The 16,262-nt window shown below is 57.3% G+C and carries 12 protein-coding genes and 1 tRNA gene; 5 read left to right on the forward strand and 8 right to left on the reverse strand.

What is annotated here, in order from left to right; genetic code table 11:
- Positions 1-131 precede the first annotated feature (131 nt).
- Both FKG95_RS16875 and FKG95_RS16880 read left to right on the forward strand, forming a co-directional pair.
- Positions 132-314 (forward strand): hypothetical protein, encoded by a 183-nt coding sequence (locus tag FKG95_RS16875; RefSeq protein ID WP_142897544.1) that lies wholly within the window; start codon positions 132-134, stop codon positions 312-314.
- A 176-nt stretch (positions 315-490) separates the two neighbouring features.
- Positions 491-566, forward strand: a tRNA-Asn gene (locus FKG95_RS16880).
- Between the two features lie 41 nt (positions 567-607).
- Here FKG95_RS16880 and FKG95_RS16885 read toward each other — a convergent pair.
- The 6 genes from FKG95_RS16885 to FKG95_RS16910 all read right to left on the reverse strand — a co-directional run bounded on the left by FKG95_RS16885 (position 608) and on the right by FKG95_RS16910 (position 9,533).
- A complete protein-coding gene (locus tag FKG95_RS16885) occupies positions 608-2,584 on the reverse strand; it encodes an AAA family ATPase (RefSeq protein WP_142897545.1) in 1,977 nt (658 codons plus the stop codon).
- Positions 2,585-2,640: 56 nt separating this feature from the next.
- On the reverse strand, positions 2,641-3,744 hold the full coding sequence (locus tag FKG95_RS16890) for a TAXI family TRAP transporter solute-binding subunit (protein ID WP_142897546.1): 1,104 nt from the start codon (positions 3,742-3,744) through the stop codon (positions 2,641-2,643).
- A gap of 53 nt (positions 3,745-3,797) precedes the next feature.
- On the reverse strand, positions 3,798-6,002 hold the full coding sequence (locus FKG95_RS16895) for an SEL1-like repeat protein (protein WP_179954133.1): 2,205 nt from the start codon (positions 6,000-6,002) through the stop codon (positions 3,798-3,800).
- A 254-nt stretch (positions 6,003-6,256) separates the two neighbouring features.
- The gene (locus tag FKG95_RS16900; protein WP_142897548.1) at positions 6,257-7,426 is read right to left on the reverse strand and encodes a mandelate racemase/muconate lactonizing enzyme family protein; all 1,170 of its coding nucleotides are present in this window, start codon (positions 7,424-7,426) and stop codon (positions 6,257-6,259) included.
- An 82-nt stretch (positions 7,427-7,508) separates the two neighbouring features.
- Complete coding sequence (locus FKG95_RS16905; protein WP_142897549.1) at positions 7,509-8,537, reverse strand: TRAP transporter substrate-binding protein; 1,029 nt, start codon at positions 8,535-8,537, stop codon at positions 7,509-7,511.
- 249 nt (positions 8,538-8,786) lie between these two features.
- On the reverse strand, positions 8,787-9,533 hold the full coding sequence (locus FKG95_RS16910) for a FadR/GntR family transcriptional regulator (RefSeq protein WP_142897550.1): 747 nt from the start codon (positions 9,531-9,533) through the stop codon (positions 8,787-8,789).
- Between the two features lie 312 nt (positions 9,534-9,845).
- Between FKG95_RS16910 and FKG95_RS16915 the strand changes: the two genes are divergently transcribed.
- Positions 9,846-11,105 (forward strand): GAF domain-containing sensor histidine kinase, encoded by a 1,260-nt coding sequence (locus FKG95_RS16915; protein ID WP_142897551.1) that lies wholly within the window; start codon positions 9,846-9,848, stop codon positions 11,103-11,105.
- Positions 11,106-11,137: 32 nt separating this feature from the next.
- On the opposite strand, the gene FKG95_RS16920 is transcribed toward FKG95_RS16915, so the two are convergent.
- Entirely contained in the window at positions 11,138-14,122 is a 2,985-nt protein-coding gene (locus tag FKG95_RS16920) for a serine/threonine protein kinase (RefSeq protein WP_142897552.1), read from the reverse strand.
- Between the two features lie 39 nt (positions 14,123-14,161).
- A complete protein-coding gene (locus tag FKG95_RS16925) occupies positions 14,162-14,938 on the reverse strand; it encodes a PP2C family protein-serine/threonine phosphatase (RefSeq protein WP_142897553.1) in 777 nt (258 codons plus the stop codon).
- Between the two features lie 128 nt (positions 14,939-15,066).
- On the opposite strand from FKG95_RS16925, the gene FKG95_RS16930 reads away from it, so the two are divergent.
- On the forward strand, positions 15,067-15,414 hold the full coding sequence (locus FKG95_RS16930) for a hypothetical protein (RefSeq protein WP_142897554.1): 348 nt from the start codon (positions 15,067-15,069) through the stop codon (positions 15,412-15,414).
- A 451-nt stretch (positions 15,415-15,865) separates the two neighbouring features.
- A complete protein-coding gene (locus FKG95_RS30355; protein ID WP_142897555.1) occupies positions 15,866-16,033 on the forward strand; it encodes a Flp family type IVb pilin in 168 nt (55 codons plus the stop codon).
- Positions 16,034-16,262: the final 229 nt, after the last annotated feature.

Genomic DNA, 16,262 nt, shown 5'->3' on the forward strand with positions numbered 1-16,262 from the left:
GAACATGACCCCTGTCCGTTCCTGCTCAGCTATGCCAAACCTGCATTTTCATATAGTCTTGCGCTCGGAAACGCTCGGTAACACCGCTTACCGGAAACGGATCTTGTCTGAAACAACACCGGAACACTGGGATGTTGAGAGAGAGCATTGCGGTCTGTTTGCCCGAGCGCCTGCATCCCATCAGCCGGGTCTATCTGGAAAACTGGCTGTCCGGCGATCTCTCGACAGCTGAATTCCTGAGGTGGTTTCACATGCCCAACTCCGATTACATCGCGGTTGCGAACTGTATCCTGACCGTGGCGGCTGGCGCCTGATAAACAGGTTTCAATGCCTGCCGCGCAACGCAAGAGTCCCGAATGAATCGGGACCGTCATAAAAAATGAAAAAAAGCCCCCAAACCATTTGCAGCCCTGCGAGGTGTTTGATATAACCCCGCCGCTCCCACTTGGGAGCAACACCGGCCTTCCGGCCCCTTGCCGGAGTCCTTTGTTCCGCGGTAGCTCAGTTGGTAGAGCAGGTGGCTGTTAACCACCTTGTCGCAGGTTCGAGTCCTGCCCGCGGAGCCAATTCTCTGGCTTTTTGTCCTCATTCCCCAGTTGACTTGATCTTAGTTCACCGCGCGGTCGGTCGCAGTGGTATCCAGAACCAGGATGCAATCCTGACCTGTACTCTTTATCTTGGCGCAGGCTACGGACATGGTTTCACGGTCCGCACCGACTTCGGTCATAACGCGGAAGTAACCCGTGCCAGCGATCTCCGCTTTATGAACCCTCAAGTCGAAACCCTTCAGCAGATCCTGGAAAGCCGCTTCGAACTGCTGATGAAGTTGAGACGCCTCCTCGGCCGAGCGCAGGGCCGCCAATTGAATGAGAAAGCGGTCTTCGAGAGGCTCGCTCTGACTTGCCGGTCGCGCCGAGTCTACTGACTTCAAGAGACTCTCCGGTTCTGGCAGCAGTTCGTTCCCGGAATCCGCCCTCTCGACGGCACCGGGATCCGTTGCAGTTGGTGCCACAGCGGTCGTCAGCTCACCGGGCTGCAATTGATTGGGAATGACTGTCTCCGGACTCGATTTGCCAGCCGCGACATCCGAGGCCGGTTGAAAGAGAGCCTCTTCAGCAAGCGATTTGTCGTCAGAGGCTGTGAGCGCTGCCGCAATGACCTCCGGCAGCTGTTCGATGCTCTCCTTCTCCACGACGTTCCGGGCAAGCGTTAGAGTCTCATCCTGCGGAGCCAACGTCTCCGGCACTTGAAACAGAAGACCTGCCGGCAAGGCAACCGCGACCAGGACGATAGAGGCCGCCAGACCATATCGGGCCAGTGGCGCGGGTCGTCTGCGAGGAATGACAGTATCGCGCGGCGGTGAAAGACCGACGGCGTCATCCTCTAAATGGTCTTCAGTTTCCTCCGTTGAATGCGGCAGAGTCTCGAACAGCTCCTCTTCGGAACTCTCTCGCTGGCTACCCTTCTCTTCAACCTCGGGATCGGAGGGCGCATCCTCTATATAAATTCCTTCTTCAGTTAAGGCGTCGGAAAGCCCGGCGATGGAAGCCCCGTTCTCGCCAGCTGCCATTGCTTCTCCCGGCTCGAGATCTGCCTTTGACTCCGGCTCAGGGTCACTTAATGAATCGGATAATGGTTCGATGGCGCTTTCATTGACAGAGGACTCACCGTGGAGAATTCGGGCGTCAGGCGTTTCCGTCACTTCACTGGCTGAAGCGATCTCGCTCTCTTCCGGAGTCCTGGCATCCGGCACCCCGGCAAGGACCGTCAACAGACCCTCGTCCATCATATCCCGGGCAACGGCAGCCACCGCCTCGTGATCGATACGCTGCAGCTGCTCCAGGAAGCCATGCAACAACAGACGGTCACAGATGACGTTGATGCGCCTCGGAACGCCGTCACTCAAGAGATGGATTGCTTCGAGAGCAGGGTCGGAAAATTCAGGCTTACCGCTCCAGTTTGCAAAGCTGAGACGATGATAGATATAGCTGCGCGTATCGTCGGCATGCAGCGCACCGAGATGACAGGATGTGACCACTCTCTGCCTGAGTTGTTCCATCCGCTCATCGGCCAGAGTCTCCCTGAACTCCGGCTGCCCGACCAGAAAGATCTGCAACAGCGATTCGCCAGGCAGGCTGAAGTTAGAGAGCATCCTGAGTTCCTCAAGCGAGGACTCCGGCAGATTTTGAACCTCATCGACGAAGAGGATCGGACGGCGGCTCAGCGCCCGCTCTTCCTCGAGAAAGGTACGGATCCCCATGAGCAAAGAGGCTTTGTTTTCGGCTTCCGGTTCAATGCCGAAGGTTGCCGCGATAAGGGGCAGCAGATCCTCGTGCTGGACGAGCGACGTTACGATGGTCCCGGTGACGTAGCGTGATTCTTCCAGCTCGGAGAGAATGCGATTGACCAGCGTGGTCTTTCCGGCGCCAACCTCGCCTGTGATGACGACAAAGCCCTCGTTCCGGTTCAACGCATATCGCAAATGCGCCAACGCCTTTTTGTGCGGTTCGGCCACATAGAAGAACCGGTGGTCGGGGTTCAGGCGGAACGGGCTCCCCTTCAGGTCGTAGTATTCAGTGTACATATTGGCTCGCCGATAACGCGCCTCTCAGCCCTGGCGCAGAAAAACCTGGTCTCGCGCTATTGGCTTTGACTTGCCTGCCAAAGCTGGAAAAGTTTGAAGAGTTCTTCCTTGCTGGCGTCATCTGACAGCTTCTCGGACAGAGAAGACTCCTGACTGGCCAGGAAAGCTTCGAACGCGGTCTTGGAGCTGTCGGTCTCGTCTCCGGCCACGATGTTTTTCGCCAGCCAATCTTCCGCAGGCTGATAACGATTCCAGCCGGGCACGACAGCCGTCAGGCTGACCTCCCGCCATTTGCGATGGCGCGGCGCCTGCTGAAATTCGGCAAACTTCGAAAAGAAGGCATCGATAAAGTTGATCGTCTTCTGCCTCCGCGGATGGTCTTGAGGCCAGTTGTAGACCGCCATCACGGCGCCCACCGCCAGGGTCTTGACCGCCTCGCCTTCCGCGATGAGCTGCGGATAGTCATCGTGGGAAAAACGGGATGGCAGATAGGTCTCGAGAATTTTTTCCGTTAGCGGGATCGGGAGCAACTGCAGCCCGTTGCCGGCCTCAAAGCTGTTGAAGAGCTGCGCCGGTTTGCCCGCGACATACACCAGTCCCGCAATCTCGCCGGACTTGACCTTCTCCAGGGCCAGCCCCTGGTCGAAGCTGACAGGCTCAGGTGCGACCCCGAGACGGTCGAAGACGATGGAAGCGGTCATGAAGGTGCCGCTGCCCCGTACCCCGAAATTGACCTTCTTTCCCGCCAGGTCTTCGACACTTTTAATGTCTTTCGAGACCAGAAGGTGAAATTCTTCATTGTAGAGCTTGGTGATGTAATGAACCCGGTTGTCGATCGTCGGATGCCGGTTCGATTCCTTGACGAAGGCGAAAACGTCGGATTGCACAATGCCGATATCGATGCCGCGCAGATAAAGAATGTCGTCGATGTTCTGGACCGAGCCTTTGCCCATGATCGGAAGGACACGCAGATCCTCGTTGTTGTCCAGCACCGAGGCGAGATCCGTTGCGATCCGGATGTAGGTTCCATTGATCCCGCCCGAGATGATGCTGACGGTCCCCTTGTTGATCTGCTCCCGCAGATCGTCAGCTGCATGCGCGGATCCCGCTGCCAGCAGAACAAGGCCTCCGATTATCGTTCGAAATAGTCTTCTCAACATTTTCTCTCCCCCTGACACTCTTTATTCCTCATGCATATTCGAAAATCCCGCGCTTACCGCTGCTCCCAAATCTGCAATGCCTTGAGCCGCTCGATCGCATCTGGATCGCCGGCCTCAATCGCGATTTCGTACCACTCTCTCGCTTTTTCAGGCTGTCCCGGCGCGCCGACCACATTCAGGCTCCGCAGATACAACGGGTCGTAAGTCTTACCGATCTCAGTGGCCGCTCGCTTGTTACCGCTATCCATGGAGAGTTCGTAAAACAGCCGGGCGGAGGCGATGTCACCAAGTGCCAGGAACTCGCGGCCCCGCTTCAGGTTTGGATCATCGACGTTCGCGTCTGATGATACCGCGGCGGTTTGCACGGCCTGCACCACCGGAGCTTCTTTTGCAGAGACCTCTGTAACGATCTCATTGGCGGCTGGCCGCTCCGCGGTTTCCGTTTCCGCCGACTGCGCCTTCTCAGCCGATTGAAGAGCAGCCGTCAGCACGGATATTCGCTCTTCGGCTTCGGTGATCCGATCCGTCAGGACAGCATTGTCATTGCGGGAGGAGACTGCCGATTGTCTGGAGGCTTGAAGCACTTGCCGCGCGCGCCCAAGTTCGCTCGCGTGTTCGGTTTTCAGAGACTCCATGAGAGCTTCTGTCTCTGCCAGTTTGCTGTCCGCGGCCGTCAGCTGTTCATCCATTCGGGCAAGCTCTTCACGAAGACCTGTCAGTTCGCCCGCCTTGCTCGCGGCGTCCTGCTCCCAGAGTTTTGCCGCTGCGCTCACACGCGCCGCCTCTTGTGCCACGGCTGCATTTTCATCTTCCAGTTCCGCCATCAGGGTTTTCGCCGTGTCTTCAGCACCTCTCAGGCTTTCTTCCAGTGCAGCGTTGCTGGCTTCCAGGCGCGCAACCACCTCTTGTGCCACCGCCAGTTCGCTGCTCAGTTTTTCTCTATCGGCTTCTGCGCCTGCCTTTAAGGCCGTCAGACTTTCCTTTACGGCGGTGAGCTCATTTTTAAGTTCAGCAACCTCGACATCCCCCGACCGGCGCGCCTTGACTTCCGTCGCCGCCGCGGCCTCCGTCGCCTCCAGCTGCCCGGTGAGTTTCTCAATGTCCGTTTGCGCAGCCGCCAGGGCCTGCGCCGTGGTGGCCGTCCCTTCCTGATTTTCCGTGACCTTGGCTGTCAGTGCGGCAATTTCCTTGCGCGCCAGTTCGAGTTCTTCAAGGCTGCCTGTCGCCTCAGCTTCCAGGTTTTTTACCGCGGTCTTAAGCGCCTGGACCTCACCGTTTGCCAATGAGAGCGCGTCTGCACTGCGTGCGGCGTCCTGCGATGCGGCCTGCGCAGCCGCCTCCAGTCGGGCTGTGTTCTGTGCCGCCGCCGCGGCTTCCTGGGTCAAGACGGTCAGGTTAGCCTCGGCCTTGTCGGTTTGGGCTTCGAGGCGTGCAACTGTCTTGTCGTATTCCAGTTTCAGCTTTGCATTCGCTTCCTCGGCTTCATTCAGTTTTTCACCCAGGGCCGCGTTCTCTATTTCGGCCCTGGCCAGTTCTTGTGCCGTCAGCTTTACTTCCTCTGCCGACACACTGGGCGGTGCTGCGGGCTCAGACGCCGGCAGGAGAAGCGGCTCTACCCCGGCCGCCACGAGTGCCCGAACCTGAGCAGCCGCATCCTTGTGACCGCTGTCAGCGGCGCGGAGATACCAGGCCAGGGCCAGTCCCTGACTCTGCTTCAGGAGCAGTCCTTCATTTCGCAGTTGTCCAAGGACAAACTGAGCGGATGCATACCCAGCATTGGCCGACTTGCGCAGCCATTCTTCTGCAAGGCCCGCGTCCTCCTCGGCACCCTCGCCGCGGAAATGGGCGAGCCCCAAATTGTATTGGCCTGCCGGATGGCCCTGCTCAGCCGCTGCGCGCCAGTACTCTGCGGCCCGAACCGGGTCGGCCGTGCCCGCACTGCCTGCGGCTGTCAATTCGCCCAGCCGGTTTTGCGCATCGGCGAGGCCTTGCTTTGCCGCGCTCTCGTACCACTCAACGGCGCGCCCGATATTCTTTTCATCTGAAGCACTATCGAGATCGTAGAGCCGCGCCAGACGGTATTGGGCCCGGACATCACCGCGCGCAGCCAGGATCTTCCAGGTCGCCAGCGCTTTGACCCTATCCCCCGCGTAGAGAGAATCGAGTGCGGTTTCATAAGTTTGGCTCAAGGCGGAATGCGGGAGCAGAAGAGCGGGTCCGAGCAGCCACACCAGCAATCTGAACTCGACGAGTTTCACAGCCCCAGGTCCCCCAAACCATTTGAACACTCACAAATTTAATATAGCACCTCTGGAAAGGAAATATACAAGTCTGTAGGTGCAGATTGGTCTGAAGGGTGAGTTAATCGAGAGCAGGCCTCACCCGTTTGGGGTACAAATCAGCTTCGCGCAGAGAAACAGCCTGAAGAAATCCGATCTCCAGCGTCTTTCCAGCGCGTGGCCGATATCGTAACGAACGCCGAAAATCTGAGGGAGGTTCGGATCGGACAGCTTTAGAGTGTGATCGCGTAGCGTTCTATAAATGAACGATCCGGCTCGACACCCAGTCCGGGGCCCTCTGGCACTGAGGCGAAACCGCCGGTCCTGACGACCTGTCCCTGAATATCCAGCGGCTCTGCCAGCAGCTCGTCGCGAAAACGGTTGTCTGTGGTGTCAAATTCCAACAAGGGTTCACGCGGAAAGAGCCCGCCGGGAAGCGGCGGCATCGCCGCCAGCAGATGAAGATTGGCAGCGACCGCGACAGCTGAACCCCAGACATGATTGACGACCGGCGTGAAATGCGTGTGGGCAAGCGCAACCACTTTAAGATACTCGGAGATCCCGCCCAGCGCGCAAACCTCCGGCTGAGCGATATCCAGACACCTGCCCTCCAGCAGATGACGCCAGCCCCAGCGTGTGAATTCCGCCTCGCCTCCCGAGATATTGACCTTTAGCCTTGTTCTCAGCTCCCGGTAACCATCCAGGTCTTCCGGCGCCACGGGCTCTTCAAACCAGTAAGCGTCCAATTCAGAAAGTGCCTCACCGACAAACAGCGCGTCGTTCGTTGTGTAGCAGTGATTGGCATCGGCCATAAACGGGAAGTCATCACCCACGCCGCGCCGAACAGCCTCGGCCAGACGGACATCGCTCTTCGCGCCAAGACCGAGTTTCATTTTCGTTGCAGCGAAACCGGCAGCCTTGATCGCGGCTGCTTCCTCTTCGAAACGGGACAGGTGGGACGCGAGATCTTCCCGCTTTAGCATCATCCCATAACCGTAGACCGGCACCCGGTCGCGCTGTTGTCCGCCGATCAGCTTACAGAGGGGCAAACCGGTAATCTTGCCCGTCAGATCCCAGAGTGCGATATCGACGCCCGACAGGGCCTGAAGCGGCATCCCCTTCTGCGCGTGATCACGCAGCAGATTGTAGACCTTGTGCCAAATCACTTCCCGGTCGACCGGATCATGGCCGATGATCATCGGCTGAATGACGCGCTCGACAATTGTTTTGTTGGCCAGCGCCACGTTGCCCGGGCCGAAACACTCGCCCCATCCGCTCAGGCCTTCGTCTGTTCGGACTTCCACCAGATGCGCCGAACGTTTCGCATAATACTGCTGAGAATACCCGAGCTCCTCCGGCAGATCGTACTGCAGGACGTGGCTAACGACTTCGGTGATCTTCATGAGAGCCTTCTCAGGCAAAAAGACACTGCAGGCGGCCAGAAAATTTGACCAGGAGTCTTAGCCGCCTGCAGCTATTTCAGGCCTACTTTACGAGGCCGAGCTGGCGCAGATACGCCATGTGGCTCTCAACCAGAGCCTTTGCTTCCGGAGTGGTTGCAAAGTCACCCCAGGCAGCCTGGGCGGCGTCACGGAAAGCCTGACGGTCTTCAGGCGACCAGTCGTAGACGTTTACGCCCTGCTCCTTGAGCTGGGCGGCAGCTTCGGCATTCTTTTTCTCAAACGTCAGCGCCGTTTTCAGGGCCAATGCCTGCATCGCGGTCGACATGATCCGCTGATGGTTCTCCGGCATGCCATCCCAAACGCTCTTGTTGCACGCCAGGTGGTCTGACGGCATGGAGTGGAAGCCGGGATAGTTGGTGTGCTTCACCAGGTCGTACAGACCAAGACCGACGTTGTTCGCGATACCGGACGCATCGGCACCGTCAATAATACCGGTCTCGAGCGCCGTGAAGATCTCCGTGAAGTCCATCACGATCGGACTTGCGCCAAGATTTTCAAAAATTTTGGTTTCCATGCCGGGCGGTGAGCGGAATTTCCAGTCCTTGAAGTCCGCCGCATTGCGGATCGGCTTCGAGGATGCGAGCGATTCCTGCCCCGGGACCCACCAGCCGATCAGCTGCATATCATAGTTGTTGTAGAGCTTCTGTGCGGCTTCCAGACCGCCGCCGTAATAGAGCCAGGAGAGCTGCTGATAAGGCGTGTCATAGCCGCCCATAATATCGCCGACGAACTGAAACGCCGGGTTCTTACCGGTTTGATAAGCGCCGCCGGTCATATCACAGTCGAGGATCCCGGACGCTGCCGCGTCGAAGGTCTCCACCGACTTCACGACGGACGAGGAATAGAACATCTCGACCTTGATTTCGCCACCGGACATGGTCTGAATATCGTCGATGTATTCCGCTGCAAGTTTGCCGGACACCGTCTCCGGGCCGAAATGGGTCTGAATGCGCAGGTTCGTCTCCGCAGCCGTCGCAGCAGTGCCTGCCAGACTTGCAAGGGCAACCGCCGCAATGCAGCCCGTCAGGGTCTTGGTTTTCTTCTCGTACATAGATTCCTCCCTATTGACTTTCTATCTCAGGCATCCTGCTCCCGTGGCTCCGGCGGCAAATGCCCATGCAGTTTAACAGCACGGCGCTGTCAGGAAACGGCGTTGTGCCGCCGCCCTATCTTTTTGTTTTTATTGAACCACCTCCCCTTTCAGGCTGCCTCTTCGGGCAGCTCTTTGTTCGTGCCTTCAGTACCAGAAGGATCACACTTATAGCCCCTGCCTCGCGCTATCTCATGACCGTGAACAGCGTCATCGAGACGCCCCCATTTCCAACTCTCGTTCAAGCCGCTCATTGGCGTCGGAAAGAAGCTGCTCCATAACCGCTTCCGCCAGCGGCCCGTCTCCGGTTGCAATCGCCTCATAGACCCGTCGGTGAAACGGGATCGAGGCCTCGTTTTCTCTTGGGTCTTTGTTTGTCAAACGGATGCTGCTGAGCAGGGCCGAGTAGATCATGCCCTCCATCGCAATCAGAAACTCATTCTGGGCCGCCCGAAGGATTGCGCCATGGAAGGAGGCATCAGCTAAAACGAAGTCCTCAACCGAACCTCTTTCCTCTTCCATGCGTTTGACTGCGGTCTCGATCCCGCTTTTCTCGGCGTCCGAGGCGCGTTCGGCCGCCCAGCGCGCGGCTTTCGGTTCGAACATTCGGCGCGCTTCCATCAGCTGGCGCAAAAAGCCTCGGTCAGGTGCGGCCGACTGATACCAGTCCAGCACGTCGTCATCCAAGAGCCCCCAGCTGCCGCGCGGACGAACCCGTGTACCAACGCCGCGACGAACTTCCAACAGACCTTTGCCAACGAGTATCTTGACCGCATCGCGAACGACCGATCGGCTCACGTGGTAGCGCATCGCCAATGCGCCTTCGTCCTCGACCAACCGGCCCGGTTCGTAGCCGCCGCCAAGAATTCGCCGGCCCAAATCCCTTGCCATGTCGGTCGCGAGGCTCGGCGCCGGTCCCGGCGCCTGCTTCAGGTCATAAAAGCCAATACCACCCATGCCCTGACTCTAAACATATGATGTTTATCGAATCAACGCCTTTGCGCCTATGCAGGTTCTACCACCATCTCCGGCCTTTGTTTGCTACACTCATGCAATAATTCTTTGCGGCAGACAAAGCCTCCCTAACACGTAAATAAATAAGCACGGACAAAGGAAATACTATTCACTGGTGTGCATTTCTTAAACACATGAAAATATGACCGTTTTCCCTAAAATAACTGCAACTTTAAATTTATATTTAACAAATTTTAAATTATTTAAAGATTAAGAGTCTCTTACCCGACACTACCTTCATAAGGTTTGCGCCTGATGTTTCCTGTGCCCTTCAATGATACGCAGAGGCTCGAAGCACTCGAATCCTATGACGTATTGGATACCGGCCCCAATGAAGCCTTGGATTGCCTCACCCGCGTCGCAAGTGCGCATTTCAAGTGTCCGGTCGCCCTGGTATCGCTTGTCGACGAGACCCGGCAGTGGTTTAAGTCCGGACACGGCCTTGAGGCTGTTGAGACCGATCGCGAATCGGCCTTTTGCGGCCACACAATACAGACCAATGAGCCTCTGGTTATCCTGGACGCCACCCGCGACGCCAGGTTCTCCGACAACACCCTGGTTTGCGGATCACCGGAAATCCGGTTTTATGCCGGCGCGCCACTTATCACACCGCTCGGCTTTCGATTGGGAACCTTCTGCGTCATTGATGTGGAAGCCCGCGAAGACTTCAGCAGCGCCGACACAGCCACCCTGAAAGACTTTGCGAAGACTGCGATGGAGATGCTCGAACTCCAGCGCAGAGTAAAGTCGCACGAGGCACAGCCGCCCGAAAACGATTGCGCGGAAAAGGCACGCGTCGATCTCTTTTCAACCGTAGCCCACGAGATCAGGTCCCCGGTCGCTGCGCTCTGCAGTTCCGCAAAGATACTGGAGAGTCAGATCTTCGGGCCCCCAGGCGACGAACGATATCTAGAATTTTTCTGCATGATGTCGGAGACGGCGGAGCAGGTCGTGAACCTGGCCGACCGCATGTTGAACTTCGCCCGCCTGCGCACCGGCGATGTGGAGATGAAAGAAGAGCTTGTGGGCGTGCGGGATCTTCTGGGAAAAGCAAAACGCCTGGCCGTTATGGAAAGCGGTGCGGACGGAGCCTGCGTGCGGATCGCTGACATGGAGCACGAAATTTTCGTCCGGGCCGATAAGGTTTATCTGGCACAAATGCTCCAGAATCTTATCCTGAACGCATTGAAGTATAACGATGGCAACCCCGAAATTCTTCTCAACGCCGGGCTTTCCGATGCAGGCGTTTTGACAATTGACGTCATTGATTCGGGCATTGGCATGAACGAAGAGGGTATTCGCCTCGCCCTTCAGCCTTATGCCCAAATTCAACAGACCGGGCGGAAATTTGTAGGCGGGGTCGGTATCGGTCTGCCACTGGTCAAGCGCCTGATAGAAATGCACGGCGGCCGACTTGCAATCGAGAGCAAAGAGAACATCGGGACCAAAGCATCCCTGCTTTTGCCTGCTTACCGCGTTGAGAGTATCAGAGACCTAGCTGTCCCATTGCTATAGAGACAAAGGTATCACACGGGATTTACGACGCCTCACCTCAAGCGGCTATGCGAGATAATCTCCGGTTCGCCGTTGTTCCAGAGAATCCCGAAGCGGAAGGGCCGAAAGATTTCAAAGCGTTTGTCCTTAACCGCAAAGGTGACATCCGCATAGCGGCCATCTCCCACCGAAGGAGGAAGCGGATTACCAACCTCCAACGAAAAAATCTTTGTGGCGCGTGGCTCGGCTGCGGCTCCCCGAACGTGGATCCGGTTTTCGCGGTTATAGTCCGTAATGATCTCGCGCAGGACATATTCCTTATCTTCAAAAAAAGCCTGCATGTCCTCACGCGAGATCGAGGGGGCGGGAAAAGCAGTTAAAGCCGCCTGTTGCTGCGCGGCGGCAGTCTGTGAATTAGCGGCTTGAGCTTGGGCTCTTGCCGCTTCTTCGGCTCGTGCCTTCTCCGCCAGTTCTCTCTCGGCGCGTTCTCTCGCCTCTCTCAGTCTTTGCGCCTCGGCTTCAGCCGCCGCCCGTGCGGTCCTCTCGGCTTCCTGGGCGGCAAGCCGATCCAGGGCCGCCTGCGCGCGGTCGGCATAGTCACCCTCGGGATAGCTGACGAGAAAGCCGCGAAATGAGGCCGGATCGTCACTGCCCTCGATCTGTGACCAGGCTCTTTGTTCCGCTTCCGCCTCAAGCGCCCGTTGTGTGTCCAACTCAGCCTGCTTGCGCCGGAGGACGTTGCGCTCCTGTTCGGCCTCGGCTGCGCGGTGACTATCAGGATAGCGATTCAGAAAAGTGGAGATGGCTGCCACTTTATCGCCGGGCGGCACAGCTTCGCCAAAAGTTTCATCGACAAGGATCCGAAGTTCATTCCAGGCGACGATCTCTTCTCTATCGATCTCGCGCAGGAGGGTGCCGTATACGAAAGCCTCGGTGTCACCGCGCTCGATTTTGAGCCAGGTATCATTCCCCACCTGAACGCGCGCCGATACCTGAACCTCGTTCCCGGTCTTCAAGCTGCCCAGCACGGTGCCTTCAAGCGAGGGTTTGCTCCGCATGTTCGCGTTTCTGCGGGCAACGAACCGGCCATCCATCTCGGTCACGACCGGCTTGAGCAGTTCATCCATTCGGGTTTGTGCTTCATCGGAATACTCGCCGGAGGGAAAGTCCCGGATGTAGTCGCTGTAGGCCGCCAGGGTGTCGGTCCTGCTGGCCTCCGTCCAAGCTTGCGTATCCCTCAAGCGCGCCGCGGCCTCTGCCTCCGCGGTTTGCTCTTCCTGAAGGGCCGCGATGCGTTGCCGCGCAGCGGCCGCATTATCGCCCTCCGCAAAAGCCGCGAGATAATCTTGATAAGCTTCAATGCTGTCGTCGGATTGGGCAGCCTCCCAGCCGGCTCGTTCCTGCGCTTGCGCCGCTGCCTGGTCTGTTGCTCGTTGCGCTTCGGCCTTGGCCGCCGCTTCCGCCTCGGCACGGGCTCTTTCCTGCTCTCGCTCGAGCTCTGCGGCCCTGGCGTCTGCTTCGGCATTGGCTTGCGCGATACGCTGCTGTTCCTGCTCAAGCTCTGCCAAGCGACGCCTTGCGTCTTCGACAAAGCCGCCCTGAGGCTGAGCAGCCAGATAAGTATTGTAAGCCGCCGCCGAGTCACCCGATTGCGCGTCCGCCCACGCCGCTTCATCGGCTTGCGTTTTAGCCTGGAGGGCCTGCTGCGCCAGCTTATCGGCTTCTGCCGTCGCCTGGCGCGCCTCTTCAGTCGCTATTTCCTGCCTGATTCTTGCGAGCAGAGCTTCTGCCTGCAGGCGGAACGTGCCGTCAGGGTGGTTTTGTATGTAATCCGCAATGATTTCGACATCGCCCGAATCCCGTGCTTCATGCCACATCTCTTTTTCCGGATCTCCAAAGAGCCTGGTCGGATCAATGAGCGTGGCGCCAACCGCACCGGCAATGACAAGCGCGATGGAAGCTCCGATAAACGCCATCCGGCGGTTCGAAGACGGCTCTGCCGAACCGCTCTCGGAAATCCTCTCTCTCTCGGCGAGAAGGGGTGCTGACGGCGCTTCCGCAGCTTGCGGCTCCGCCGGCTCTGCGCCCGGTTCAAAGGCCCGTAAAACTGTTGTGTCGCCACCACTGTCCAGGGTATCGGCAGCGGCTTCATCGGACGTATCGAAGTGAGCGAGCCACTCATCCACGGATTGCGGACGGTCAGCAGCCCGAATAGCAAGCGCTTTATCAACCGCTGCCAGGAACGCGGGTGTGTAGCCAGGCAAATCCTGCTCTGAGAGAGGAGTCAGTTTGTCATCGTCCAAGCGCTCGGCGGAATCCGGAGGCAGCTTTCCGGTGATACAGCGGTAGAGCGTAACGCCAAGTGCGTAAATATCCGTCCAGGGTCCGTCGTTGCCACGCGCAGCGTACTGCTCAAACGCGGCATAGGGTGGTGTGATCGCCGCTACGATCGATCGGGTTTGAGCATCCAAAGTTTGCCGCGCCGCGCCGAAATCCAGCAACACAGGGCTGCCATCGTCCCGAATAAGAATATTCGCCGGCTTTATGTCACGGTGCCAGACGCCGGCGGCGTGAACCCGTTTGAGCCCGCTGAGCAAGCTGAACAACGCGGTCTCAAGGCGCTTTTGCGGCAGCGTTGCCTGTCCCTTTAAAAGTTCTGAGAGAGGACGGGCTTCTTCAAAGTCCATCACCATGTAGGTGGTTCCGTTGGCCTCGAAAAAGCGGCGCACGGCAACGATATTGGGATGCCGGTTTGGTTGGGCCAGATTCCATAGGATCCGCGCTTCTTCCTGAAACTTTTTCAGGCCCCAGGCATAGGCTTCTTCCGAGTCCGACGAGGTGGGGGCGACGGTCGTCCCCGCGGTCCGCGTGGCCAGATGTCTCGGCAAATACTCCTTGATGGCGACCTGATCGCCCAGATAGCGCCCCTCGCCCCGGTAGACGATGCCAAATCCACCCTCGCCCAGCACCTCGATCAGACGATATTCGTCAACGGTGGCGCCTGGAGATAAGGCGTTGTGATGGTACGTGTCGCTCATATCACCTGCCGCAGTGAATAGGGCCTCATTAGGGTCGCCTCAACCAACCTCGAAAAGCGGTCTGGCTGCACAGACCGTTACGTTGTCGCTCTCGCCCCTTGCGCGCGTGACCGCCAGATCCGCCAAAGCGCCAAACGCCTCTTCCAAATCAGGTGCCTGCAATGCTGCACCCATTTCCGCCTCGGACACATTGACCCAAAACCCGTCCGTGCAAAGAACATACCTGTCTTCAGACGTCACAGCCGTCTGAGAAACTTGATATTCTTGCCCTGTATCCGGGCCGAGACTTTTGTATAGCCGTCCTTGTTCTGGCCCCGTTCGAGCTTCTTCTTCGTTCAATTCACCCGATTGAAGCATCAGCCGGGCTACCGAGTGATCCTTCGACTTGTAGATGGTATCGCCTTGGCGAAACACATACAATCGGCTATCGCCAAGATGGCTCCAACAGGCCTCGCTTTGGCCAAGGACCAAAGCAACACAGGTCGTTCTGGCCTCATGAGCGAAGCGGCGCGAAACCTCCGCGACTTGCTCCTGTGCCTCGTCAATACAACGCCGCAAAGTAGCCTCGTCGGTGCCGGGTTGGCCTCTCCAGCTCTCCAGCATCGCGGAGACAGCCGCCGCAGCCGCTTCTTCGCCTCCCTGATGCCCACCCAAACCATCGGCGGCAACGAGAATACAGCACGAAGCGTCCGACGCCACGCGATAGCCGGCCCTATCCTGCTGTGTTTCCCGATCTCCTAGACGCTGCAGGATCGCGGTTTCCCAAAGACTGTGTTTTTGAACTCTCAAGAGCCGCGCAACCATCTTTTTGTTCAAGATCTCTACAACGGCCGAAACTGGCCCGACGGAGCCAGATGTAATCCGTTAACTCTTTAAACACCTGATCAACCTAGTGTTTCAAGTCTGACATTGCTATTTTCCACGAGGAAACAAGAGGAAATCAAATGGCACAGGCGGTAGCGGGCAAGCAAAAAGACCCCGGGCGAAGCGAATCGGGTTCCTATGACAGCACCTTGAACCCTATCGAGCCGACAGCTCCGGAGGTGCCTGTAGATCCTCCGTCACCACTGGATATCGCCGATGTTACAAACACCCCGAAGCCACGCGTCTCCGGCAAGCCTGCTGTGCGGCACTGGCAAGAAAACCTCGGGGCTTCGCTTACCGAAGAAAGGAGTGAGGAAGAGGAACCAGATCGCTGGCAACCTGGACGGTCGGTGTTCTTCTTCGCCCTGATCTCACTTGTTTTATGGTCCGTGGTTTTTGCCGGAGCCTTCAGTTTGTCCTGGAAGTAGCCTTTCTGCGGAGCCCTAGGTTGAGGGCTCCTGTTCCTTGATGGTCTTGATCGTGTTTTGGCAGGCGTTATGCAGGAAAGGTCTCGAAAGCGTGCCTGAAGGCCCGGTGAGAGGCCTCGACGCCCGCAAAGCCGGTCAAAATACGACCCCAGAGGGGCGGCAAGATCATGAGTTCTGGGAACCACGTTCTGGACAGCGTCATGTCATCGGTCCGATTCTGACTAAGCACGATGCTTCAGCATCGCTCCACTCTTAACTCCTTGCCAGAAAACATAATTTTGTCGTCAAACCCGTCAAGGAATAGGAGTTCCCAACCTGGGCCTGTCTATTGAAAACAAGAATTTGGCCGATGTTCAAGTAAATGAAGATTTGAACCAATATAAATATAAATAAATAGCGCCTTCTTACAATTATTAATTTTTAGTTACGAATTTGGCACTAGAGTGCGTGTATGGTTTATCGGTTTCTCAAAGACGAGTCAGGCGTAACCGCAATCGAGTACAGTCTTATTGCGGCAATGGTTTCCGTTGTTGCTATGGCCGCATTTCAGGCATTTGGACTTGAAATGCGCGCAATGTATGACGAAGTCGCCCAAGTGGTCTCCGATACAATACCATAGTGTGACATCATACTAACCAAGCACAGGCCGAACGAACGCCCTAAACGCCGGCTTAAATTAGTCTCCGATAAGTCACCAAATAAAACACCCGCAGCATCGAGCTCACGTCCAAAATAGCTGTTAACCAGCCGTTTACTACGTTGCTTCACGTAAAACTAAACATGTGCCGCTTACTCTGCGACAGCTAGGTAGGCGCTATCAAGCGCCCAGGTAGGGCGCGCCCTTTCAC

Source organism: Denitrobaculum tricleocarpae, assembly GCF_007004665.1.
Classification (GTDB): Bacteria; Pseudomonadota; Alphaproteobacteria; order Kiloniellales; family Kiloniellaceae; genus Denitrobaculum; species Denitrobaculum tricleocarpae.

What these genes read in the sequence shown, in the direction of transcription:
- FKG95_RS16905 (WP_142897549.1), bottom strand. Translation starts at nt 8,537, where the DNA reads ATGTACGAGAAGAAAACCAAGACCCTGACGGGCTGCATTGCGGCGGTT.
- FKG95_RS16915 (WP_142897551.1), top strand. Translation starts at nt 9,846, where the DNA reads ATGTTTCCTGTGCCCTTCAATGATACGCAGAGGCTCGAAGCACTCGAA.
- FKG95_RS30355 (WP_142897555.1), top strand. Translation starts at nt 15,866, where the DNA reads ATGGTTTATCGGTTTCTCAAAGACGAGTCAGGCGTAACCGCAATCGAG.
- FKG95_RS16900 (WP_142897548.1), bottom strand. Translation starts at nt 7,426, where the DNA reads ATGAAGATCACCGAAGTCGTTAGCCACGTCCTGCAGTACGATCTGCCG.
- FKG95_RS16910 (WP_142897550.1), bottom strand. Translation starts at nt 9,533, where the DNA reads ATGGGTGGTATTGGCTTTTATGACCTGAAGCAGGCGCCGGGACCGGCG.
- FKG95_RS16930 (WP_142897554.1), top strand. Translation starts at nt 15,067, where the DNA reads ATGGCACAGGCGGTAGCGGGCAAGCAAAAAGACCCCGGGCGAAGCGAA.
- FKG95_RS16875 (WP_142897544.1), top strand. Translation starts at nt 132, where the DNA reads ATGTTGAGAGAGAGCATTGCGGTCTGTTTGCCCGAGCGCCTGCATCCC.
- FKG95_RS16890 (WP_142897546.1), bottom strand. Translation starts at nt 3,744, where the DNA reads ATGTTGAGAAGACTATTTCGAACGATAATCGGAGGCCTTGTTCTGCTG.
- FKG95_RS16920 (WP_142897552.1), bottom strand. Translation starts at nt 14,122, where the DNA reads ATGAGCGACACGTACCATCACAACGCCTTATCTCCAGGCGCCACCGTT.
- FKG95_RS16885 (WP_142897545.1), bottom strand. Translation starts at nt 2,584, where the DNA reads ATGTACACTGAATACTACGACCTGAAGGGGAGCCCGTTCCGCCTGAAC.